Below are 23,925 nucleotides of genomic sequence, written 5' to 3'. Positions count from 1 at the left end.
AGTTAAATAATCTTTAATTCAAGATATTTTACTTGATAGTAACTTTTGTTGTCTCTATAATAAAGCGTAAGAGAGAAAGAATAATGGCAGTGCATCTGTATGATAATAATTGATGTGTGATTTTTAAAAACGAAAGGGCTGGTTAAAATGGCAAAAGTATTGTATATCACTGCTCACCCGCATGATGAAGCAACTTCTTACAGTATGGCAACAGGTAAAGCATTCATTGAATCTTACAAAGAAGCGAATCCAAATGATGAAGTTGTACATATTGATTTGTACAATGAAGACATCCCGCACATTGACGCAGATGTATTCAGCGGCTGGGGCAAGCTTCAATCAGGAACAGGCTTTGAAGAGCTTTCTGAAAGCGAAAAAGCAAAAGTCGGCCGTCTGGGAGAGCTTAGCGATCAATTTGTATCTGCCGATAAGTACGTATTCGTTACTCCTTTATGGAACTTCTCATTCCCGCCAGTAATGAAAGCGTATCTTGATTCTGTTGCAGTTGCAGGAAAATCATTCAAATACACTGAACAAGGCCCTGTCGGATTGTTAACTGATAAAAAAGCGATTCATATCCAAGCACGCGGAGGCTACTATTCTGAGGGTCCTGCGGCTGAAATGGAAATGGGCCACCGCTACATCGGCATCATGATGAACTTCTTCGGTGTACCATCCTTCGATGGCATTTTCGTAGAGGGACATAATGCGGAGCCTGATAAAGCACAGCAAATTAAAGAAGACGCGATTGCGCGTGCGAAAGAAGCAGGAAAAACATTTTAATGAAAAAGCCTCCCCTAATTAATGGGGAGGCTTTTATTTAGTGCTCCAGCATAATGGTTCGTTTCTCTTCACTGCTTTTCATCGCGGCTTCAATGATGCGGATGACATCAATACCTTCCTCAGCGGTGACTGGCAGCGCTGCGTCTTCCCGTATGCTTTCCGCTATTTTGCGGTAATAGGTAAGGTAGGAGCCATTTACTGATGGGATGGTTTCTGTTTTTTTGTCCGTGCCATGAACGGTTGTCAGCTGTCCATAATACTCCGGATCATCCGCGCCCCAGCTGTCATCCTCCGGTTTTCTTCCCGCTCTGAGTGCGTCTTCCTGTCCGTCGATTCCGTATTTTATAAAGCTGGAATGCTGTCCGTGGATTTGATAACGAGGGCCGTTTGCCGGAACGATCGATCCTCCGTATAGAATGGCTTGGAGCTTGCCATAATCTAGAGTTAAATGAAAATAGTCAACTGTTTCGGCGTTTTCACGCTGGGCCATCACGTTTGCAGTAACGGCTTTAGGCATCCCGAACAAATGCAGGGCTTGGTCAATGACGTGGGAGCCGAGATCATACAGTGTACCAGTGGCAACGCCTTCTTTTTCCCGCCACCGTGCTTGAACCTCAGGTCTGTAGCGGTCATAGGAGACTTGGTATGTATTGATATCTTCAAGCGATCCGTCAGCGATCAGCTTTTTAATCGTTAAAAAGTCGTTATCCCAGCGTCGGTTATGATATACGCTTAACAATACACCTTTTTCATCAGCAGCCTTCTTTAATTTCTCCCCCTCTTCGGCCGTTGCTGTCATCGGTTTTTCCATCACAACATGTTTTCCGGCCTGTATGCATGCCATAGCATGCTCGTAATGAAGGCCGCTCGGGGTGGTGATAATGACAAGCTCAATGGCCGGGTCATTTGTGATTTCCTCAAGCTCATGCACAACTTCAGCATCCGGAAAATCCCGTTTCACTTCTTCTGTCCGCGATGTCATGACCTTGCTGATGTGATACTCATCCAGAACAGTAAGCAGCGGTACGTGAAACACAGAACCAGAAAGTCCGTACCCTAATATCCCAACCTTTATCGTATCCACTTTTCTTCTCCCCTTTAAAAGCGTTTTCACAAGAAGTATATACCCTCCTGATCAAATGGTAAAACCTAACTGATTCATTTTTTGCCGCGGCATGCTTAGACAACAGTTTGGACAATCAGTATAATGGGAATTAATATAAGGAACAGAGGTGTACGTATGGAGAAACATAACGAACATAAAGCATTAAACCATAAAAGCTCGAAAGAAAAGGATCAAATCACAAACCGGCTGAAGCGGATAGAGGGCCAAGTCAGAGGCATTCAAAATATGGTGGAAAACGATAGATATTGTGTAGATATCCTTGTGCAGATTTCGGCTGTTCAGGCGGCAATGAAAAATGTGGCGCTTCACTTGCTTGAGGACCACGCCCATCATTGTGTAGCAGATGCCATCAAAAGTGGAGACGGGGAACAGGCCATTTCTGAGCTTTTGGACGTATTTAAAAAGTTCACAAAATCATAAAGTCTTTTTTTATTGTAATACCCTACGGGGGTATGGTAGGATGAAAACAGAAAGAATAAACAGGAGGAATTCATATGGAACAAAAAACATTGCAAGTTGAAGGAATGTCTTGTCAGCACTGCGTCAAAGCAGTGGAAACGAGCGTAGGAGAACTGGATGGCGTCAGTGCTGTTCATGTCAACCTAGAAGCGGGAAAAGTCGATGTTTCGTTTGATGCTGACAAAGTATCAGTCAAAGACATTACGGATGCGATAGAAGATCAAGGCTATGATGTAGCCGATTGATTCAAGGTATCGCGCCTTTATGAAGGCGCGATATTTCTTTCATTTTTATATACCCCCCGGGTGTATATAAAGGAGTGAGTATGTTGAGTGAACAAAAGGAAATCGCGATGCAGGTATCTGGGATGACCTGTGCGGCATGTGCATCCAGAATTGAAAAAGGCCTCAAGCGGATGCCGGGTGTCACAGATGCCAATGTCAATCTGGCAACCGAAACGTCAAATGTCACCTTCGATCCTGCTGAAACAGGGGCTGCAGCGATTCAGGAAAAAATTGAAAAGCTGGGCTATCACGTCATAACAGAAAAAGCTGAATTCGATATTGAAGGCATGACCTGTGCGGCCTGCGCAAATCGGATTGAAAAGCGGCTTAACAAAATAGAAGGCGTCACCAATGCTCCTGTAAACTTCGCTCTAGAAACCGTTACAATCGAGTACAATCCAAAAGAAACGTCTGTCACCGATTTCAAAGAAGTGGTAGATAAGCTGGGATATAAGCTTCAGCCCAAGGGCGATGAGGAACGTGAAGCGGCAGCTTCTAAAAAGAAAGAAGAACGGAAGCAAACAGCGAGACTGATTTTTTCAGCGGTTCTGTCATTCCCATTGCTTTGGGCGATGGTGAGCCATTTTACGTTTACATCGTTCATTTGGGTGCCGGATATTTTCCTCAATCCGTGGATGCAGTTTGCGCTGGCGACACCAGTCCAGTTTCTGATCGGCTGGCCGTTTTATGCGGGGGCGTATAAGGCGCTCAGAAATAAGAGCGCCAATATGGATGTATTGGTCGCGCTTGGAACGTCGGCTGCTTACGCTTACAGTCTTTATCTTACGATTCAAAGCGTTGGTTCCCATGGGCATACAGATGGTCTTTACTATGAAACAAGCGCAATTTTGCTGACGTTGATTTTATTAGGCAAGCTGTTTGAAACAAAAGCAAAGGGCCGTTCTTCGGATGCCATTAAGAAGTTGATGAAGCTTCAAGCGAAAACAGCGACTGTCGTAAGAGACGGACAGGAGCAAATCATTCCAATTGATGAAGTGCTTGTCAATGACATTGTTTACGTCAAACCGGGCGAACGAATTCCTGTCGACGGAGAAGTAGTTGAAGGCCGCTCGGCAGTAGATGAATCCATGATTACAGGAGAAAGTCTTCCTGTTGACAAAAATCCAGGTGACAGCGTGACAGGTGCAACCGTCAACTCAAACGGCTTCCTGAAAATCAAAGCTGTCAACGTTGGAAAGGATACGGCACTTTCTCATATCATCAAAATTGTCGAGGAAGCACAAGGATCAAAAGCGCCGATCCAGCGTCTCGCTGATCAGATTTCCGGCATTTTTGTACCCATCGTATTAGGGATTGCCGTTCTCACTTTCCTCATTTGGTATCTTTGGGCGGCTCCCGGCGATTTTGCCGAAGCGATCAGTAAGTTTATTGCCGTTCTCGTCATTGCCTGCCCGTGCGCCTTGGGCCTTGCCACTCCGACGAGCATTATGGCTGGATCTGGGCGCGCTGCTGAATTCGGGATCCTTTTTAAGGGCGGCGAGCATTTAGAAAAAGCACATCATCTCGATACGATTGTTCTCGATAAAACCGGAACTGTTACAAACGGGAAGCCGCGACTGACAGATGCCATTCCGTTCGGCCGTTTTGAAGAAACAGATCTGCTTCAATTTGCGGCGGCAGCTGAATTGGGATCGGAGCATCCGCTCGGTGAAGCGATTGTTGCCGGAGTGAAAGAAAAAGGGCTTGAGATACCGAAGATGACCCGCTTTGAAGCAAAAATCGGCGCAGGCATTTTGGCTGAAGCCGGAGGAAAAACCATTCTCGTCGGCACAAGAAAGTTAATGGAGAGCGAACAGGTTGAGCATGGAGCCCTTCTTGCCCAAATGGAAGAACTTGAGGCAGAAGGGAAAACAGTTATGCTTGTCTCCATTGATGGTGAAGCCGCGGGCCTTGTAGCGGTTGCCGATACGATAAAAGACACGTCACGGGCGGCAGTAGCCCGTCTGAAAGAGTTGGGCCTGGATGTCATCATGATGACAGGAGACAACCGCAGAACCGCTGAAGCCATCGCCAGGGAAGCGGGGATTACGAGTGTCATTGCGGAAGTCCTTCCTGAACAAAAGGCAGCAGAAATTTCCCGCTTGCAAAAAGAAGGCCGCCAGACGGCCATGGTAGGCGATGGAATTAACGATGCGCCGGCGCTTGCCACTGCCGATATCGGCATGGCGATTGGAACAGGCACGGACATTGCTATGGAAACAGCAGACATTACGTTGATTCGCGGCGACCTGAACAGCATTGCCGACGCAACCCGCATGAGCAGACTGACAATGAAAAACATTAAACAAAACTTATTCTGGGCGCTTGGCTATAACAGCCTCGGCATCCCAATCGCGGCGCTCGGATTTTTAGCGCCATGGATAGCGGGAGCAGCAATGGCGTTCAGTTCCGTTTCCGTTGTTCTGAATGCGCTGCGTCTGCAGAAAGTAAAATAAAAACCGGCTATATGCCGGTTTTTGTTTTACATTGACACTTTCTTGGAAAACGACATATAATAGATGTAAGCAATATATGAGTATGTGCTCATATATAAAAACAATACCAACACTCATTGATACGCTTTGAAGAGGGAACCCTAAATCGGAAGGTAAGGTGAGACTAGTGAAACAGGAATACGTTCTGGACGGTTTGGATTGCAGCAATTGTGCTCAAAAAATCGAAAATGGAGTCAAAGGCATAAAAGGCATTGACGGATGCGCGGTAAATTTTGCGGCAAGCACCTTAACTGTCTCAGCCGATGGGAAAGAAGAGCAATGGGTCACCAATAGAGTGGAGAAAAAAGTAAAATCAATCGATCCGCATGTATCGGTTCGTCAAAAGCATAAAAAGAAATCAGCTGATGACGGCTATCGTAATCGAATGATCAATATGCTGATCAGAATGGCAGCGGCTGTCATTCTCGGGGCAGCGGCATATTTGATTCATTCCGGAACAATCGAATTTTTCCTTTTTCTCGCTGCCTACTTGATCATTGGCGGTGACATTATCATCCGTGCGGTCAAAAACATCAGCCGCGGTCAGGTATTTGATGAGCATTTCTTAATGGCTCTTGCCACAATCGGCGCTTTTCTGATTCAGCAATACCCTGAAGGCGTCGCAGTTATGCTGTTTTATCAAATCGGTGAGCTTTTTCAAGGAGCCGCTGTCAGCCGGTCCAGAAAATCAATCAGTGCGTTAATGGACATCCGGCCAGATTACGCCAATGTCAAAACAGAGAACGGCATCGAACAGGTTTCTCCGGAGGACGTAAAAACAGGAGACATCATTGTAGTCAATCCGGGAGAAAGCATACCCCTTGACGGTAAGGTCGTGCAGGGATCAGCGATGGTTGATACGTCTGCTTTGACAGGTGAGTCCGTTCCGAGAAAAGCTGCAGAAGGACAAGATGTGATGTCAGGCTTCATCAATCAAAACGGCGTTCTGCATATTGAAGTCACAAAGGGCTACCAAGAGTCTGCAGTATCAAAAATATTAGACTTGGTTCAGAATGCGAGCAGCCGTAAAGCCCGGACAGAAAACTTTATCACGAAGTTTGCTAAGTATTATACACCTGCTGTTGTGATCATCGCGGTATTGCTGGCCTTTGTCCCGCCGCTTGTTCTTCCTGGCGCCGCATTTTCTGATTGGGTGTACCGCGCACTTATTTTCTTAGTGATTTCTTGTCCATGTGCGCTTGTTGTCTCTATTCCTCTTGGTTTCTTCGGCGGAATCGGAGCAGCCTCAAAGGCCGGAGTACTTGTGAAGGGAAGCAATTATTTAGAAGCCTTGAATCAAGTCAAATACGCTGTGTTTGATAAAACAGGAACATTAACAAAAGGCAGCTTTGAAGTGACAGAAATCAAACCTGCTGAAGGATTTACAAAGGAAAGTTTACTTGAAGCGGCGGCATATGCTGAGCTTCATTCCCAGCATCCGATTGCCGAATCTGTGCGTAAAGCTTACGGGAAAATGCTCTCCTCTGACGCAATAGAGTCATATGAGGAAATATCCGGCCACGGCATTGTTGCAAAAGTAAACGGAACAGAAATCCTTGCTGGAAATAAAAAGCTCATGGAAAGAGAACAGATTGAGAGCGTCCTGGATGAATATGCCGGAACAATCGTACACATTGCTGTTGATCAACGCTATGCCGGAGCAATCATCATAGCGGATGAAGTAAAAGAAGATGCGGCACAGGCGATTGCTGATCTGAAATCGTTTGGAATCAAACAGACAGTTATGCTGACAGGTGATTCGAAACAAACGGGAGAAGCCGTCGGAAAACAGCTTGGCATCGACGAGGTATATGCGGAGCTGCTGCCGCAGGATAAAGTCGCACGGGTCGAAGCATTAGAAGCCAAGCTTTCGCCAAATGAAAAACTCATTTTTGTCGGTGACGGCATCAATGATACACCGGTGCTTGCGCGCGCAGATATCGGAGCGGCCATGGGCGGCCTTGGCTCAGACGCCGCGGTAGAAGCCGCAGACGTCGTGCTGATGACAGATCAGCCGTCAAAAATAGCAGAAGCGATTCGGATTGCGAAACGGACACGGCGAATCGTGTGGCAAAACATCGGCTTTGCTTTAGGTGTGAAAGCGATCTTTCTCATTCTTGGAGCATTTGGAATTGCAACCATGTGGGAAGCGGTTTTCTCAGATGTCGGCGTTACACTGCTCGCTGTGGCAAACGCGATGCGCGTCATGCGTCTCGAAAACAGATAAATTGTCGGAGAGAATTCATTTTTTCGGGGTTTTCTTATAGGCACTTGTCTTGTTAAAATAAAGAAGTGGGTCTATTGCGATCCGCTTCTTTTTTTAATTTTAAAACGATGAGGTGTCGGAGTGAAAAAGAAACAGCAGTCTTCTGCGAAATTCGCGGTCATCCTTACGGTTGTGGTTGTTGTCTTGCTAGCAGCCATTGTCATCATTAATAACAAAACGGAACAAGGCAATGAAGCGGTTTCCGGACAGCCGTCTATCAAAGGCCAGCCTGTGCTTGGCCAGGATGATGCGCCGGTAACTGTAGTAGAATTCGGAGATTACAAATGTCCGTCTTGCAAGGTGTTTAACAGTGACATCTTTCCAAAAATACAAAAAGACTTTATTGATAAGGGCGACGTGAAATTTTCATTCGTGAACGTCATGTTCCATGGAAAAGGTTCGAGATTAGCGGCTCTTGCATCAGAAGAAGTATGGAAAGAAGATCCTGATTCTTTCTGGGCATTCCATGAAAAGCTGTTCGAAAAACAGCCGGACACAGAACAGGAATGGGTAACCCCAGCCGTTCTCGGTGATCTTGCAAAAAGCACCACAAAGGTAAAACCTGAGACGCTCAAGGACAATCTTGATAAGGAAACATTTGCTTCTCAAGTGGAAAAGGACTCAGACCTTAATCAAAAAATGAACGTAAACGCAACACCGACGATTTACGTAAATGATAAAGTGATCAAAAATTTTGCGGATTATAACGAAATCAAAGAAACGATAGAAAAAGAGCTGAAAGGGAAGTAATCATATGAAAAATAGAATTGTATTTTTATATGCTTCCTGGGTTGTGGCTCTTGTCGCTATGCTGGGCAGCCTGTATTTCAGTGAAATCAGAAAGTTCATTCCATGTGAACTGTGCTGGTACCAGCGTATCCTCATGTATCCGCTCGTTCTGATTTTAGGCATTGCCACCTTTCAAGGGGATACACGCGTGAAAAAATATGTGCTCCCGATGGCGATTATCGGAGCATTTATTTCGATCATGCACTACTTAGAGCAAAAAGTGCCCGGCTTTACCGGCATTAAGCCGTGTGTAAGCGGTGTGCCGTGCTCAGGCCAATATATTAACTGGTTTGGTTTTATTACCATTCCATTCCTGGCCCTGATTGCTTTTATCCTGATTATTGTATTTATGTGTCTGCTGAAAGGCGAAAAATCTGAATAACAAAAAAGCGCCCGCGTATGCCGGGCGCTTTTTTTAATCTCGAAAACTCATATCCATCAGCATTAGCGGTATTCCCTCTAAATTTATCTTTTTTTATCGTGAAAATGTTATTGATTTTACGCTTGAGCGATTATAAAATCTAGAGGTCGTCAGAAAATTTAACAAACATAAAGGGAGTCATCAGAATGGCTTGGGAGCTGCTCAGTGTGATAGGCATCATTGCGTTTGCAGTCAGCGGCGCAATTGTTGCGATGGAAGAGGAATATGATATTTTAGGAGTTTATATATTAGGGATTGTCACAGCTTTTGGAGGCGGAGCGATCCGCAATTTGCTGATCGGTGTTCCGGTGTCAGCACTATGGGAGCAGGGAGCATACTTTCAAATCGCGCTCTTATCCATTACGATTGTATTTCTGTTCCCGAAGCTGCTGCTGAAGCATTGGAATAAGTGGGGAAATTTATCAGATGCGATCGGTCTCGCAGCCTTCGCCATCCAAGGTGCACTGTATGCCGTCAAAATGGGCCATCCGCTTAGTGCCGTCATCGTGGCTGCGGTGCTGACGGGAAGCGGCGGCGGAATCATCCGTGATCTTCTTGCCGGACGCAAACCGCTTGTGCTGAAAGCAGAAATTTATGCAGTCTGGGCGGCTCTCGGCGGTTTAATCGTCGGCTTGGGCTGGCTGGGAAACTCATTTGGCTTGTACGTCCTGTTTTTCGTGCTCGTTGTTTGCCGCGTTTGTTCTTATATGTTTAATTGGAAGCTGCCAAACCGTTCTTTTCGTTTAGATAACTAACATCAAAAAAACCGATTTCAATTTGAAATCGGTTTTTTTGCATATAAATAACCCAAACCTTGATTGATATTGGGTGAATGTGCTAAGATGAATTGTATTTGCCTATTTTTATCATATATTTTATATATGTATCCAATTATATTTTACAGTATTTCATCTGTGTTTGTCAACTATTTTCTGGAGGTGCCGTTCATGAATCAGCAGGATAAGGAATGGAAGGAAGAGCAGTCAAGAATAGATGAGGTGCTGCAGGAGCTCGGCAAAAAAGAGCGGTTTCTCGAAACGTCTGCAGGCGGGTTAAAGCATGACATTATCGGATTAAGAAAAAGCTTTTGGGAGGATGTTACGGTTAATCTTGATGATGCCCATGAAGCGGTTGAAACGATGGCAAGCATTAAGCAGCAGGCAGAGCTGCTGTCTGATCGGGAACGGAATCATCGGCGTATGGATCAGCAGCTCAAACGAATTCATCGATTAAAAGCATCGCCTTATTTCGGGCGGATTGATTTTATTGAAAACGGCGAGGAGCGGGCAGAGCGAATTTATATCGGTTTAGCTTCTTGTATGGATGAGAAGGAGGAACAATTTCTAATCTATGACTGGAGGGCGCCAATATCAAGTATGTACTACAATTATTCCCCAGGAAAAGCGGAGTACGAAGTGCCCGGCGAAACGATAGAAGGGGAAATGGTGCTGAAACGCCAGTTTATCATTAAAAACGGCGCTCTTAAGGCGATGTTTAATACTGATATGACGATTGGCGATGAAATGCTGCAAGAGGTATTAAGCCATCAGTCTGATACCCAAATGAAAAACATCGTGTCTACGATTCAGAAAGAACAAAATCAGATTATCCGTAATGAAAAAAGCAAATTCCTGATCGTGCAGGGAGCGGCCGGGAGCGGAAAAACATCGGCAGCGCTTCAGCGTGTCGCTTATTTGTTATACAGGCACCGCGGCGTCATTGATGCCGGACAAATCGTTTTATTTTCTCCTAACTTCTTATTTAACAGCTATGTCTCCTCTGTTTTGCCTGAGTTAGGAGAAGAGAATATGGAGCAGGCGACGTTTCAGGAATATATCGAGCATCGGCTTGGCCGCAAGTTTCAATGTGAAAGCCCCTTTGACCAGCTTGAATATTGCCTGACCGAAACAAAGGATGACGGTTTTCCTTCAAGGCTTGCGGGAATCACATGGAAGGCGGGCTTATCTTTTCAGCAATTCATTGATGAATACGTTAGCCGGCTGTCGTCTGAAGGGATGATTTTTAAAAACATCATCTTCCGCGGGCAAAAACTGATCACAAAGGAACAGATTCAATCCTATTTTTACTCACTGGATCAAGGCCAGTCCATTCCAAACCGGATGGAGCAAACGGCGAGGTGGCTGCTGAGTGAGCTGTACAAGCTTGAGAAAAAGGAACGGCGTAAGGATTGGGTCGTTCAGGAAGCTGAGCTGCTCGACAAAGAGGATTACTTGGACGTGTACAAAAAACTGCAGGAAAGGAAACAGTTCAGTGAGAGTACATTTAACGATTATCAAAGAGAGCAACAGCTGCTTGCCGCCATCATTGTGAAAAAGGCCTTCAAACCGCTCAAACAGGCGGTCAGACTCCTTGCATTTCTTGATGTTACACAGCTGTATCTGCAATTGTTTTCTGGCTGGGGAGGGAAATGTCAGCATGAGGAGACGGCAGCGATAGGAGAGCTGACCCGATCGGCATTCGCGGAAAATAAATTGCTCTATGAGGATGCGGCACCGTTTCTTTATATGCAGGATCTGATTGAAGGCAGAAAGAAAAATACGAAGATCAAACATCTTTTTATCGACGAAGCTCAGGATTATTCACCGTTTCAGATGGCTTACATGAGAAGTATTTTTCCATCTGCCAGCATGACGGTGCTCGGTGATATCAATCAGTCCATCTACGCCCACGCCATACATGGCGTAAAGCGTATGGATGCGTGCTTTGAAGCTGACCCGGCTGAATATGTTCGTTTAAAGAGAACGTACAGATCGACAAGGCAGATTGTCGAGTTAACAAAAGCGATGCTTCAGGACGGAGCGGATATTGAGCCTTTTAACAGAAACGGGGAAATGCCTCTCGTTTTCAAAACCGAAGGACATGAGGACCTTTGTCAAAAACTCACGAAAGAAATTGACCGTCTCAAGAAGCAAGGGCACGAAACGATAGCCGTCATTTGCAAGACTGCGCAGCAATGCATACAGGCGCACGCTCACATGAGCGAATATATAGATGTTCGTCTGATTCATAAAGAAAATCAAACATTCCAAAAGGGAGTTTGTGTCATTCCAGTATATTTAGCGAAGGGAATTGAGTTTGACGCAGTGCTTGTCTATGATGCATCAGAAGAACATTATCAAACAGAGCACGACCGCAGGCTGTTATACACTGCCTGCACCCGAGCAATGCATATGCTGACGGTATTTTATACAGGTGAAGCCAGTCCGTTTGTAACAGCTGTGCCGCCTCACTTATATCAGAAGGCTGAATGAAGAGAAGGGAGTCCTTCTCTTTTTCTATTTATAATGAAACAAAGCGGTTTTATCATTAGGATTCCTAATAGTTATCATCATGTAAATATATTTTACTTAAGCCTAGTATTCCGGTAAAGTTCAATTAGATGCAATTTTCGATCAGTTTATAACTTTGTGAGGTGGAATACGTTGCAACTTCAGGTAATGAACAGTCCGTTTAATCAGGAGCAGGCAGAGCTCCTTAACCGCCTTCTGCCAACCTTGACCGAATCTCAGAAAATCTGGCTGAGCGGATATTTATCCGCGCAAGCTGTTTCCGCCCAAGAAACAGCGGAGGCGCCGGGGGCTGCTGTGTCTGCGAAAGTGGCGGCACCAGCCGTTTCAAAAGAAGTGACCGTTCTTTACGGTTCACAGACGGGAAACGCACAGGGTCTTGCAGAAAATGCCGGCAAGCAGCTTGAGCAGCGCGGTTTTCAAGTAACCGTCTCATCCATGAGCGATTTTAAGCCGAATCAGCTGAAAAAAGTAAACAATCTTTTGATCGTCGTCAGTACGCACGGTGAAGGCGATCCGCCAGATAACGCACTGTCGTTTCATGAATTTCTGCATGGTAGACGGGCGCCTAAGCTTGAAGATCTTCGTTTTTCTGTTTTGGCGCTTGGTGACAGCTCGTACGAGTTTTTCTGCCAGACAGGGAAAGAATTTGATCAGCGCTTAGAAGAACTCGGCGGAAAACGGATTTCTCCGCGCGTTGATTGCGATCTTGACTATGATGAGCCGGCAGCTGAATGGCTGGAAAGCGTTTTTGATGGCTTAAGTGAAGCTGAGGGCGGAAGTGCCGCGCCTGCGCCGGCAGCAGTGCCTCAAACAGTTGAATCTGCGTATTCAAGAACAAACCCGTTTCGGGCTGAAGTGTTAGAAAATTTAAATTTGAACGGCCGCGGATCAAATAAAGAAACACGCCATGTGGAGCTGTCTCTTGAAGGATCTGGCCTGACTTATGAGCCTGGTGACAGCCTCGGCGTCTATCCGGAAAACGATCCGGAGCTTGTCGAGCTGCTGCTTAAGGAAATGAATTGGGACCCCGAAGAAATTGTGACGCTTAATAAGCAAGGTGATGTCCGCCCGCTGAAAGAAGCGCTGATTTCTCACTATGAGATTACCGTTCTCACAAAACCGCTTCTTGAACAGGCAGCCCAGCTGTCTGGGAGCGATAAGCTTAGAGAGCTTTTAGCCCCAGGAAATGAGGATAATGTAAAAGCGTATCTTGAAGGGCGCGATTTGCTTGATCTCGTTCGTGATTATGGCCCGTTCAGTGTATCGGCGCAGGAGTTTGTTTCGATTCTGCGAAAAATGCCGGCCCGCCTCTATTCGATTGCGAGCAGTTTATCAGCTAATCCGGATGAAGTGCATTTAACGATCGGTGCAGTCCGCTACGATGCGCATGGCCGTGAACGAAAAGGCGTCTGCTCAATTTTATGCGCGGAGCGTCTGCAGCCGGGAGATACACTGCCGGTTTATGTCCAGCATAATCAAAACTTTAAGCTTCCGAAAGATCCTGAAACACCGATTATCATGGTCGGCCCTGGGACAGGCGTTGCTCCGTTCCGTTCCTTTATGCAGGAGCGTGAGGAGACGGGAGCGGAAGGAAAAGCATGGATGTTCTTTGGCGATCAGCACTTTGTGACAGATTTCCTTTACCAGACAGAGTGGCAAAATTGGCTCAAAGACGGTGTGCTGACAAAAATGGATGTGGCGTTCTCACGTGATACGGAAGAAAAAGTATATGTGCAGCATCGCATGCTTGAGCAGAGCGCAGAATTGTTCGAATGGCTTCGAGAAGGCGCGGTTGTTTACATTTGCGGCGATGAAAAGCACATGGCGCATGACGTCCATAACACATTGGTTGAAATTATCGAGAAAGAAGGCAATATGAGCCGCGATGAAGCGGAAGCTTATCTTGCCGATATGCAGCAGCAAAAACGCTATCAGCGTGATGTATATTGATTTGACTTGAAAGGAGTTTTTCAACATGGTGACCAAAATCTTAAAAGCACCGGACGGCTCTCCAAGTGATGTTGAACGCATTAAAAGAGAAAGTGATTATTTGCGCGGCACACTGAAAGAAGTCATGCTGGATCGGATCAGTGCCGGAATTCCGGATGATGACAACCGCCTGATGAAACACCACGGCAGTTATTTGCAGGATGACCGTGACCTCCGCAACGAACGCCAAAAGCAAAAGCTGGAGCCTGCATATCAGTTTATGCTGCGCGTGCGTATGCCAGGAGGCGTTTCAACGCCTGAGCAATGGCTTGTCATGGATGACCTTTCTCAGAAATACGGGAACGGCACATTAAAACTGACGACACGTGAAACGTTCCAAATGCATGGGATTCTGAAATGGAACATGAAGAAAACCATTCAGACGATCCACTCAGCTCTTTTGGATACGATCGCAGCCTGCGGAGACGTAAACCGCAACGTAATGTGCGCATCGAATCCTTATCAGTCTGAAATCCACTCTGAGGTATACGAGTGGTCTAAAACATTAAGTGATGATCTGCTGCCGCGGACGAGAGCATATCATGAAATTTGGCTAGATGAGGAAAGAGTAGCCGGCACGCCTGAGGAAGAAGTTGAGCCAATGTACGGACCGCTCTATCTGCCGCGGAAATTTAAAATCGGTATTGCAGTTCCGCCGTCTAATGATATTGACGTCTTTTCACAAGATCTGGGATTCATTGCGATTGTTGAAGAGGGCAAACTGATTGGTTTTAACGTGGCGATCGGCGGCGGTATGGGAATGACGCACGGTGACACAGCGACATATCCGCAATTAGCCAAGGTGATTGGGTTCTGCCGTCCTGAGCAAATGTATGACGTTGCTGAAAAAACGATTACGATTCAGCGCGATTACGGAAACCGTTCTGTCCGCAAAAATGCGCGGTTCAAATACACGGTTGACCGCCTCGGTTTAGAAACCGTAATAGAAGAATTGGAAAACCGTCTTGGCTGGAGCTTGGAAGAAGCGAAGCCGTATCACTTCGACCATAACGGCGACCGTTACGGCTGGGTGGAAGGCATTGAGGATAAATGGCATTTTACACTGTTTGTCGAAGGCGGCCGTGTAACGGATTACGATGATTATAAGCTGATGACAGGCTTGCGGGAAATCGCCAAGGTTCATACAGGCGAGTTTCGTCTGACATCCAATCAGAACTTGATTATTGCGAACGTTTCAAGCGATAAAAAAGATGAAATTAGTGCGTTAATCGAGCAATACGGACTCACTGATGGCAAGCATCATTCAGCGCTCCGCCGCAGCTCTATGGCGTGCGTCGCTCTTCCGACCTGCGGATTGGCAATGGCTGAAGCAGAACGTTATTTGCCGACCCTTTTAGATAAGGTTGAAGAGATTATTGACGAAAACGGCCTTCGTGATCAGGAAATCACCATTCGCATGACAGGCTGCCCTAACGGCTGTGCACGCCATGCGCTTGGTGAGATCGGATTTATCGGAAAGGCGCCGGGCAAATATAATATGTATCTTGGCGCTGCATTTGACGGAAGCCGTTTAAGCAAAATGTACCGTGAAAACATCGGTGAAGAAGACATTTTAAGCGAGCTGCGCGACCTTCTTTCCCGTTATGCGAAAGAACGTGAGGAAGGCGAGCACTTCGGTGATTTTGTCATCCGCGCAGGCATCATTAAAGCAACGACTGACGGCACAAATTTTCATGATTGATAAAGAAAGATGAGAGACAGGGAATAACTCCCTGTCTCTTTTTTTCTAGAATTTGCTCTGCTGCAAAAAAGTTCACTATGAGCATTTCATGAGAAATAATACCCTAAAAAGGGTACTATAAAAGAAGACAAGTGTGGAGAGAACTCCTGCGAAATCACATAATGGATGCAAGGCCATCCTATCCTCAGCCTCTTATAGACAATCAGACATCGAGTCATCATGCACGAAACACAACAGACGAAGGAGGTCATGCATTTGGACATATTTTTAGTTGTTCTCGTTTTATTAACGATTATTGCGATATCCAATATCGTGAACCGGTTTATTCCATTTATTCCAGTGCCTCTTATTCAGGTGGCGCTAGGGATTCTTGCGGCCTCATTTCCACAGGGGCTTCATTTTGAATTAAGCACCGAATTGTTTTTTGTTTTGTTTATTGCGCCTCTTCTATTTAATGATGGGAAGAGAACGCCGCGGGCAGAGCTTTGGAATTTACGAGCTCCAATTTTATTGCTAGCACTCGGCCTTGTATTTGCGACTGTGATTGTAGGAGGCTACACGATTCACTGGATGATTCCTGATATTCCGCTGGCAGCGGCTTTTGGACTTGCGGCCATTCTTTCACCGACTGATGTTGTCGCTGTCAGCGCATTATCAGGAAGAGTGAAAATGCCAAAAGGGATTCTTCGATTGCTTGAAGGGGAAGGGCTGATGAATGACGCATCAGGTCTGGTGGCCTTCAAGTTTGCGATTGCAGCTGCAGTGACCGGTGCATTTTCATTAGCACAAGCGGCTGTCAGCTTTGTATTTATTTCTCTCGGGGGATTGCTGTGCGGGGTTGTCATTTCGTTTTTGATTATTCGTTTTCGCCTATTCTTGCGCCGCCTTGGTATGCAGGATGTCACGATGCATATGCTGATTCAAATTCTGACGCCGTTTGTGATTTATTTGGCAGCGGAAGAAATCGGCGTTTCCGGCATTTTAGCCGTTGTAGCGGGAGGCATTACCCATGCGGTTGAACAGGATCGTCTGGAATCAACGATGGTCAAACTGCAAATCGTCTCCTCAAGTACGTGGAACATTATTTTATTTATTTTGAACGGTCTTGTCTTCGTTATTCTCGGGACGCAGATTCCGGACGTCATTTCTGTCATCTTTAACGACACCGCAATCAGCAACTTGAAGGTGATCAGCTATATCCTTGTGATCACATTTACGTTAATGCTTCTCAGATTTATGTGGGTGCTGTTCTTCTGGAATGGCAAATGGTTCTTTAATAGGGATCAGAACATCTATAAACCGGGTCTTCGTTCAACGCTGTTACTTTCGATTTCCGGTGTGCGCGGAGCTGTAACGCTTGCGGGTTCTTTCTCCATTCCGTATTTTCTGGAGGACGGCACACCGTTCCCGGAAAGAAATCTGATTCTCTTTTTAGCAGCCGGCGTCATTTTATGCACACTTGTCATTGCCACTGTTGTACTCCCGCTTCTGACTGAAAAAGAAGAAGAGGATGAGAAACGAAATGAAAAGCTGCTGACGGCAAGACGCAAATTGATTAAAACAGCTCTCCGAACGATTAAAGAGGACATGAACGATACAAACAAAACAGCCTCTCTTGCGGTTATAGCTGAATACAATGAGAAAATGAAAAATCTTCGTTTTCAGCAGTATACATCATCTAATCGGATCAAAAAGCAAGAGCGAAAAGTCCGTGCGCAAGGGGTTAACGCTGAGCAAGAGGCACTGGTAAAAATGCTGGAGCGGGGAGACATCCCAGAAGAAACGGCAAATGTACTGCAAGAACGGTTTAACGAATTAGAAATTTTGTATGGCAACCCATTTAAAGTCGGATTATCAAAAACAAGGCTCAAACGGCTGATGTATTGGATTTTCTTCGGTGAACATAAAAAGCCGGAGATGTCGATTTTAAATGAAGCGGGATTGATACGGGCAACGAGAGTGAAAACAGCAAAAGCAGCGATAGAATACTTGGAAAAACATAAGACGGAAGAACATAAAGAAGTGTTTTTATCTGTCATTACGTTTTATAAACAATTAATTTTCAGGCTGGAGCACAGCCATCATGAGCTGAAATCAAGCGCTCATTTTGAAAATCAGAAGCTGGAAGTGAAGCTGAAGGCTGTGCAGGCGATCAGAAATGAAATTCAAACGCTCTTCGAGGAGCGGGAAATTTCCCGGGACATCTCCCATGAGCTTCGCCAATACATTAATGATGTGGAAGCCGCCATGCTTGAAGGCGGCGAATAAATACAGCAAAAAAGCTGGCGTCTAACGCCAGCTTTTTTCTATATTAAGGGCGATGGAATTCGACAGTGCTGCCATCCCGGTCGAACCAGCCTCTGAAGGCCCAGTTGATCCAGCCACCATCACCTTTGTTTGTAAAGGTTCCGTCTTCAAATACCCAAATGCCGTACGTAATGCCGTCGTAAACGGCTGAACCGTAAAATTGCACACCGTTCAAGTGATCTTCATACTCCTGGCTTAAATTAAATACCATGACGTTATATTTTTGGCCGGATGCGTAGAAGGAAGACTCCATGAGGTTTTTCACAAATCCATCCCGGTTCTGTGAGGATTTGATGGCATCAGCGATCTGGTTGGCAATTCCAAGCACATCCAGGTTGACGTTTAAACCTACATCAGCGGCAGTTGTTCCGGCAGTTGCTGTCTGTGAGATCTTCGGAGCAGGATTTTCTTCAGCGGAAGCAAAGGACAAAGGGCAATTGTCAAAGCGGCACCAAGCGCAAGTGTCATTGGGATACGAATACGTTTCAAGTTGTTTCCTCCTTTGTTTTCATTTGGTTACACTAAACGCATACCCTGCTCAATGTATTGATAATCTCAATATTGTTAAAATAGGAAAAAAATAGTGTTTGAATTTGCCTGTGCTGTGAAAAAAGAAGCAAAAAGAGGGTCTTAAGCGTATTATTGGTATCGGCTGAGAGGAATGTGAGATAATATAGACGCTTACATTTCAGTGAAAGGGTGGATGTTCAAGTGCCAACAAGTTTAAAAGATACTGTAAAGTTACATAACGGAGTGGAAATGCCTTGGTTCGGTCTGGGTGTTTTTAAAGTAGAAAATGGAAGTGAAGCGACTGAATCAGTGAAAGCGGCAATTAAAAACGGCTACCGCAGCATTGATACAGCAGCGATCTACAAAAATGAAGAAGGCGTTGGCATCGGAATTAAAGAATCCGGTGTGGCAAGAGAAGAGCTCTTCATCACATCGAAAGTATGGAATGAAGATCAAGGCTACGAAACAACGCTTGCTGCCTTTGAAAAAAGCTTGGAAAGACTTCAGCTTGATTACTTAGATCTATATTTGATCCACTGGCCTGGCAAGGATAAATATAAAGATACATGGCGCGCGCTTGAAAAGCTGTACAAAGACGGCAAAATCCGCGCGATCGGCGTCAGCAACTTCCAAGTTCATCATTTAGAAGAGCTGTTGAAAGATGCTGAAATCAAACCGATGGTGAACCAAGTTGAATTTCACCCTCGTTTGACGCAAAAAGAATTAAGAGATTACTGTAAAGAGCAAAGCATCCAGTTGGAAGCGTGGTCTCCGCTCATGCAGGGACAGCTTTTGGATAACGAAGTACTGACACAGATTGCTGAAAAACACAATAAATCTGTGGCTCAAGTGATTTTGCGCTGGGATCTGCAGCATGAAGTTGTAACAATTCCAAAATCCATTAAAGAACACCGTATCATCGAAAACGCTGATATTTTCGATTTCGAATTGTCTCAAGAAGACATGGACAAAATTGACGCGTTAAACAAAGATGAGCGTGTCGGCCCAAATCCCGATGAGCTCCTGTTTTAATGAAAAACTCCCCGTCACGGGGAGTTTTTTTAGTGTGTGTTTTTCTGTTGAATGAAAAACAGCATCAAAAAGGAAATGACAACAATACAGACGACCCACGCCCAGGCAAGGGTATTGTTGCCGGAATCCAATGCCACATAAATGGCCGTCGGCAGTGTTTGCGTAACACCGGGGATGTTCCCTGCAAACATGAGTGTTGCGCCAAATTCTCCGAGCGCCCGCGCAAGGCTGAGGATGCTTCCGGTCAGCAATGAAGGATAGGCGAGCGGGACTGAAATATGGATAAATACCTTCCATCTGCTTGCGCCGTCTAGCATTGCCGCGCCCTGTATATCGGGATCAATGTCAGCAAATCCGGTTTTGGCGGATTGATACATAAGCGGAAAGGCTACAACCGCTGAGGCGATCACAGCGGCCCACCAGGTAAAAATGACAGGCTGCTGAAAGACCCACTCGATGGCTTGACCGATGAAACTGTGCTTTCCGAAAATGACGATCAAAATAAAACCGACAACAGTAGGCGGAAGAACGAGCGGAAGCATAAAAAATGTTTCGAGCGCCGTTTTTCCGAAAAATGATGCCCGCGACATCCATGCTCCAGCCAGTGTTCCGAGAATAATGACAACAATTCCGGCAACTGCCGCCACCTGAAAGGAAAGCAAAACAGGTGTGAAAAAATCTGAAGCGCTTATGCTACTCAGCAGTAAAACCATATTTCTCAAATACTTTCATTGCTTCATCAGATTGCAGGTACTCGTAAAATTCCTTCGCTTCCTTACGGTGTTTTGTATCTTTTACAATTCCTAACGGATAGACAATCGGGCTGTGTGTATCTGCTTTTGCCTCGTCAATGATTTTGACCTTTTTTGAGATCAGAGCGTCCGTTTTATAAACAACGCCTGCGTCTACATTGCCTGTTTCAACATAAGAAAGAACTTGGCGAACGTCTTTTCCGTAAACGATCTTATCCTTCACTTTGTCCCATAGAGACAGCTTTGTCAGTGATTCTTTCCCGTAAGCTCCTGCCGGCACGGATTCCGGCGTTCCGAGGGCGATTTTTTCTGAATCAGCCAGATTGCTGAAGCGAGTCACAGGCGAATCACCGTTTTTCGGCACGACCAGCACAATTTCATTGCCTACTAAATCAGTGCTGTCTTTTTTGGCGATATCCCCATCATCCACCAGCTTTTGAAATTTATCCTCAGCAGCTGAGAAGAACAGGTCAGCTCCTGCTCCTTGTGAAATCTGTTTTTGCAAGGCGCCGGATGAGCCATAGTTATCTTGGATTGTAATGTTTTGGTGTTCTTTTTCGTAATTCTTTTGGATTTCCTCAAGTGCATCCTGTACACTGGCGGCAGCTGAGATGGTTAACGTAACTTTTTTCTCGCTGTCCGTTGAAGACTGGTTTGAAGAACAGCCTGCTGCAAGCAGAAAAGCGGTTAAGGCTGCGATTAAAATAGAATACTTCTTAAACATGATTGCACCCCTTATCATTAGATATAACTAATTATAACTGATTATGTTTGGTTTATGTGGGTTTTTTTACATTCGACGAAAAGGTATAATAAAATAGGAGAGTGATGATGATGAATGAAACCTCTTCCTATACGATAGAAGAAGTTGCAGGTCTGCTGAAGGTATCAAAGCTGACCGTTTATGATTTGATTAAAAAAGGCGTGCTGCCTGCTTACCGCGTCGGAAGGCAGATGCGTGTGGACGAAGAAGACCTAAAGCAATATAAGACGAATATGAGAATGTCTCAGCCTATTGCTGCAGCCGAAGTACCGAAACAGAGGCAGGAGGCTGAGCCGGATGGCAGACCAAATGTCATGATCAGCGGACAGGACATTTCGATGGATATGCTCAGTAAGCATTTGGAGAATGCCATTCAGGAGACGCCGCTCCGCAAATACAAAGGAAGCTTAAACAGCCTGATTGATATGTATCAAGGAAAGTGTGACATTGTCAGCCTCCATTTGTACGATGCAGAAACCGGCCAGTATAACGCGCCTTATGTGAAACGGATTTTGTCAGGTGAACCGTTTTGTCTGATCAATGTCGTTCTCCGCAAAGCAGGACTGTATGTTCAAAAAGGGAATCCGAAAAACATTCAAGGCTGGGAAGACTTGAAAAGGACCGATATCCGGATTATCAACAGGGAAAAGGGTTCGGGCGCAAGGGTGCTCCTTAATGAACAGCTTGGCTTGCTTGGTGTGAATCCGGCTGATGTAAAGGGATACGGCGAAATCGTGACCGATCATTACGCTGTCGCTTCACAAGTCTCAAGCGGACAGGCTGACGCAGGAATCGGGGCGCAGCACGCGGCACATATGGGCAGTGTTGATTTTATCCCGCTTATCGACGAACAATATGATATCGTCGTTTTGAAAAAACATGAGCAGTTGCTGAAGGCTGTGAAGGAGATCTTGAATTCTGAAGAATACAAGGCGAATCTGTCCCATTTAAACGGCTATCACACAAAGCTGACCGGTAAAGTAATGTTTGAAACGTAAAAAATCCCTCTGTACAGAGGGATTTTTTATTCATAAAAACGGAGCAGGTCGCCGTTTAAGATTTTATCAGAGAAAGACAGCTCTTCGTTTGCTTTCTCCTTATAAGGGAGGCACGCATTCTGATCTTCCAGCGCTTCACCTGTTTTTTGGCTGTAGCACGTGTTTTTCGTGTATACATAGTCGTTCGTTATAAAACTGCCGTTTCTCAGCACGGCGAATGGGGTGCGGTCATCTGACAGCAAATCGTTGCCGAATTGAATATCGCCCTTTGTTTCAATGCCTAGCAAATGCATCAGTGTCGGCCTGACGTCGACCTGCCCTCCGGCGTCAGAGATGGTTTCCGGCTTTTGATCGGTAATTCCCGGGATATGTATAATAAACGGTACCCGCTGGAGCTGAACGTTGTCATACGGCGTGATTTCATCTTTCCCTAAAAACTCAGCCATCGCATCGTTATGGGCTTCTGAAATCCCGTAATGATCTCCCATAAACACGATCATCGAATTTTCGTATAAGCCCTCGTTCTTCAGTTTTTTGATAAAATGCTTCAATGCCTCATCTTCATAGCGAACCGTTGTCACATAACGGTTTAGCAGGTCGCTGCTTGAATCGTATTCATCAATCAGCTGATCCTTTTCATCAATCTCAAACGGAAAATGATTCGTTAATGTGATGAAACTGCTGTAGAACGGCTGCGGCAGGCTTTTCATCTTTCCGGCTGACTGCTCTAAAAATTCCTTATCCTTTAAGCCCCAGCTTGTTGATGTTCCGGGAGTGACATGGAAGTCATCAACATCAAAAAAGCGGTCAATCCCAAATGTATCGTACATCACATTTCGGTTCCAAAATGTTTTATGATTGGCGTGAAAGACGGCTGAATAATAATCATGTTGTTTCAGCGATTTGTACATCGTATGAAATTGATGGTCGCTTTTCGTGAAAAAGACGGCGCCGCTAAGGGAAGGATACAGCGAGTTAGCGACGATGAATTCTGAATCAGATGTTTTGCCTTGTTCGGTTTGCTGATAGAAATGATCAAAGTAATAGCTTTTTTTGATGAAATCATTCATAAACGGGGTAATTTCTTTTCCATTTACCTTTTCATTCAGAACAAAGCTTTGGGTCGATTCAAGCGTCACAAAGATGACGTTGCGCCCCTTTGCCAGCCCGAACTTGCTTTGGTCAGGCTTGCTGTAATCAGCCTCTGTGTAGTTTTTAATGGCAGTCATGCTGTCTTCATCTGCAAATGCTTTCGCGCTTATATTCACAGTCTGAGATATCGTATCGTAGATATGAAATTGAAACAGACCGATGCTTTTGACGAGCATTTCCCGGTCAAAGGAATGTGCCAAAAGCCTCGGCTGCTGTACTTCTGCAAGTGCCAGGGTGCATAAAATCATGCCGCAGGAAGCTGCATAGTACCGTTTGACCGTGCGGGATGCGGCTTTTGTCTGCGAGTGTTTCTCTTTTCGGGCAAGCAGCAGAAGAAAAACCAAATCTGCAAACAGGGCGATAAACAGAGGGTTGAACAGTTCTTTTACACTGCTGCCCATATCGCTCATGTTACTGGCCTGAAACAAAACCGGGATGGTAATAAAATCGATATAAAAGCCGTAAAAAATCGTGTTGGAAATCAAGATTACAGTCAGAACCAAATTGGCAATCAGCAAAAAGACCCGCTGCTTATTTTCTTTCAGAAGCAGGCCGATCCCGAATAAAGGAAGGATAAAGCTGAGCGGGTTGATCAGCAACATCAGCTCCTCCAACAGAGAATCGATCTGCAAATCAAAGCCGAGTTTATAGATCGCATACGTTTTGATCCACATGAATACGATCGAAATACATAAAAACCGCTGATTGTGAAAAAAGGTTCCTTTCATTAATATGACTCCTCACGTTTTCTTGATCATCTGCATGAAATGCTTCTTATGTAAAACC

Annotated in this window: 18 protein-coding genes and 1 pseudogene; 14 read left to right on the top strand and 5 right to left on the bottom strand. The window is 45.3% G+C overall.

Going from position 1 to position 23,925, the window contains the following annotated elements; all coding sequences use genetic code 11:
* Positions 1-147: 147 nt before the first annotated feature.
* A complete protein-coding gene (gene azoRB, locus GYO_RS39040; protein WP_014115159.1) occupies positions 148-783 on the top strand; it encodes an FMN-dependent NADH-azoreductase AzoRB in 636 nt (211 codons plus the stop codon).
* A gap of 37 nt (positions 784-820) precedes the next feature.
* Here azoRB and iolW read toward each other — a convergent pair whose 3' ends face one another.
* Positions 821-1,897, bottom strand: a complete 1,077-nt coding sequence (gene iolW / locus GYO_RS39035) for a scyllo-inositol 2-dehydrogenase (protein ID WP_014115158.1) — start codon at positions 1,895-1,897, stop codon at positions 821-823.
* 126 nt (positions 1,898-2,023) lie between these two features.
* Between iolW and csoR the strand changes: the two genes are divergently transcribed.
* The 11 genes from csoR (at position 2,024) to GYO_RS38980 (ending at position 17,893) form a co-directional block, all read left to right on the top strand.
* On the top strand, positions 2,024-2,329 hold the full coding sequence (gene csoR / locus GYO_RS39030; RefSeq protein WP_014115157.1) for a copper-sensing transcriptional repressor CsoR: 306 nt from the start codon (positions 2,024-2,026) through the stop codon (positions 2,327-2,329).
* Between the two features lie 74 nt (positions 2,330-2,403).
* Entirely contained in the window at positions 2,404-2,613 is a 210-nt protein-coding gene (gene copZ, locus GYO_RS39025) for a copper chaperone CopZ (protein WP_014115156.1), read from the top strand.
* 83 nt (positions 2,614-2,696) lie between these two features.
* Positions 2,697-5,108 (top strand): copper-exporting P-type ATPase CopA, encoded by a 2,412-nt coding sequence (gene copA, locus GYO_RS39020; RefSeq protein ID WP_014115155.1) that lies wholly within the window; start codon positions 2,697-2,699, stop codon positions 5,106-5,108.
* Positions 5,109-5,265: 157 nt separating this feature from the next.
* Positions 5,266-7,374: a heavy metal translocating P-type ATPase gene (locus GYO_RS39015; RefSeq protein WP_146881506.1), complete on the top strand. Its 2,109-nt coding sequence runs from the start codon at positions 5,266-5,268 to the stop codon at positions 7,372-7,374.
* A 120-nt stretch (positions 7,375-7,494) separates the two neighbouring features.
* Positions 7,495-8,163 carry a disulfide bond formation protein BdbD gene (gene bdbD / locus GYO_RS39010; protein ID WP_014115153.1) on the top strand — a complete coding sequence of 223 codons (669 nt, stop codon included), beginning with the start codon at positions 7,495-7,497 and terminating at the stop codon, positions 8,161-8,163.
* Positions 8,164-8,167: 4 nt separating this feature from the next.
* Entirely contained in the window at positions 8,168-8,584 is a 417-nt protein-coding gene (locus tag GYO_RS39005) for a disulfide oxidoreductase (protein ID WP_003235152.1), read from the top strand.
* A 185-nt stretch (positions 8,585-8,769) separates the two neighbouring features.
* Positions 8,770-9,378, top strand: coding sequence for a trimeric intracellular cation channel family protein (locus GYO_RS39000; protein WP_003219999.1), 609 nt, complete (start codon positions 8,770-8,772; stop codon positions 9,376-9,378).
* A gap of 192 nt (positions 9,379-9,570) precedes the next feature.
* On the top strand, positions 9,571-11,895 hold the full coding sequence (gene helD / locus GYO_RS38995; RefSeq protein WP_014115152.1) for an RNA polymerase recycling motor HelD: 2,325 nt from the start codon (positions 9,571-9,573) through the stop codon (positions 11,893-11,895).
* Positions 11,896-12,066: 171 nt separating this feature from the next.
* Complete coding sequence (locus GYO_RS38990; RefSeq protein ID WP_014115151.1) at positions 12,067-13,884, top strand: assimilatory sulfite reductase (NADPH) flavoprotein subunit; 1,818 nt, start codon at positions 12,067-12,069, stop codon at positions 13,882-13,884.
* A 25-nt stretch (positions 13,885-13,909) separates the two neighbouring features.
* Positions 13,910-15,625 carry an assimilatory sulfite reductase (NADPH) hemoprotein subunit gene (cysI, locus tag GYO_RS38985; RefSeq protein ID WP_014115150.1) on the top strand — a complete coding sequence of 572 codons (1,716 nt, stop codon included), beginning with the start codon at positions 13,910-13,912 and terminating at the stop codon, positions 15,623-15,625.
* Positions 15,626-15,880: 255 nt separating this feature from the next.
* Positions 15,881-17,893: a Na+/H+ antiporter gene (locus tag GYO_RS38980; RefSeq protein WP_014115149.1), complete on the top strand. Its 2,013-nt coding sequence runs from the start codon at positions 15,881-15,883 to the stop codon at positions 17,891-17,893.
* A 43-nt stretch (positions 17,894-17,936) separates the two neighbouring features.
* Here GYO_RS38980 and yvgO read toward each other — a convergent pair.
* A pseudogene (gene yvgO / locus GYO_RS38975) lies at positions 17,937-18,421 on the bottom strand (stress response protein YvgO).
* Positions 18,422-18,643: 222 nt separating this feature from the next.
* Here yvgO and pgoN point away from each other — a divergent pair.
* On the top strand, positions 18,644-19,474 hold the full coding sequence (gene pgoN / locus GYO_RS38970; protein ID WP_041521069.1) for a glyoxal/methylglyoxal reductase: 831 nt from the start codon (positions 18,644-18,646) through the stop codon (positions 19,472-19,474).
* Between the two features lie 29 nt (positions 19,475-19,503).
* Here pgoN and modB read toward each other — a convergent pair whose 3' ends face one another.
* Together modB and modA are read right to left on the bottom strand one after the other, a co-directional pair.
* The gene (gene modB, locus GYO_RS38965) at positions 19,504-20,196 is read right to left on the bottom strand and encodes a molybdate ABC transporter permease subunit (protein WP_120698838.1); all 693 of its coding nucleotides are present in this window, start codon (positions 20,194-20,196) and stop codon (positions 19,504-19,506) included.
* A complete protein-coding gene (gene modA / locus GYO_RS38960) occupies positions 20,168-20,950 on the bottom strand; it encodes a molybdate ABC transporter substrate-binding protein (protein ID WP_014115144.1) in 783 nt (260 codons plus the stop codon). The genes modB and modA overlap by 29 nt, the downstream gene beginning before the upstream one ends.
* Before the next feature lie 110 nt (positions 20,951-21,060).
* On the opposite strand from modA, the gene GYO_RS38955 reads away from it, so the two are divergent.
* On the top strand, positions 21,061-21,987 hold the full coding sequence (locus tag GYO_RS38955) for a substrate-binding domain-containing protein (protein WP_041521193.1): 927 nt from the start codon (positions 21,061-21,063) through the stop codon (positions 21,985-21,987).
* A 26-nt stretch (positions 21,988-22,013) separates the two neighbouring features.
* On the opposite strand, the gene GYO_RS38950 is transcribed toward GYO_RS38955, so the two are convergent.
* Entirely contained in the window at positions 22,014-23,867 is a 1,854-nt protein-coding gene (locus GYO_RS38950; RefSeq protein WP_014115142.1) for an LTA synthase family protein, read from the bottom strand.
* Positions 23,868-23,925: the final 58 nt, after the last annotated feature.

The sequence above is a fragment of the Bacillus spizizenii TU-B-10 genome, from assembly GCF_000227465.1.
Taxonomy (GTDB): Bacteria; Bacillota; Bacilli; order Bacillales; family Bacillaceae; genus Bacillus; species Bacillus spizizenii.
The sequence above is the reverse complement of the archived record's forward strand: the minus strand, read 5'-3'. Positions and strand labels throughout refer to the sequence as shown.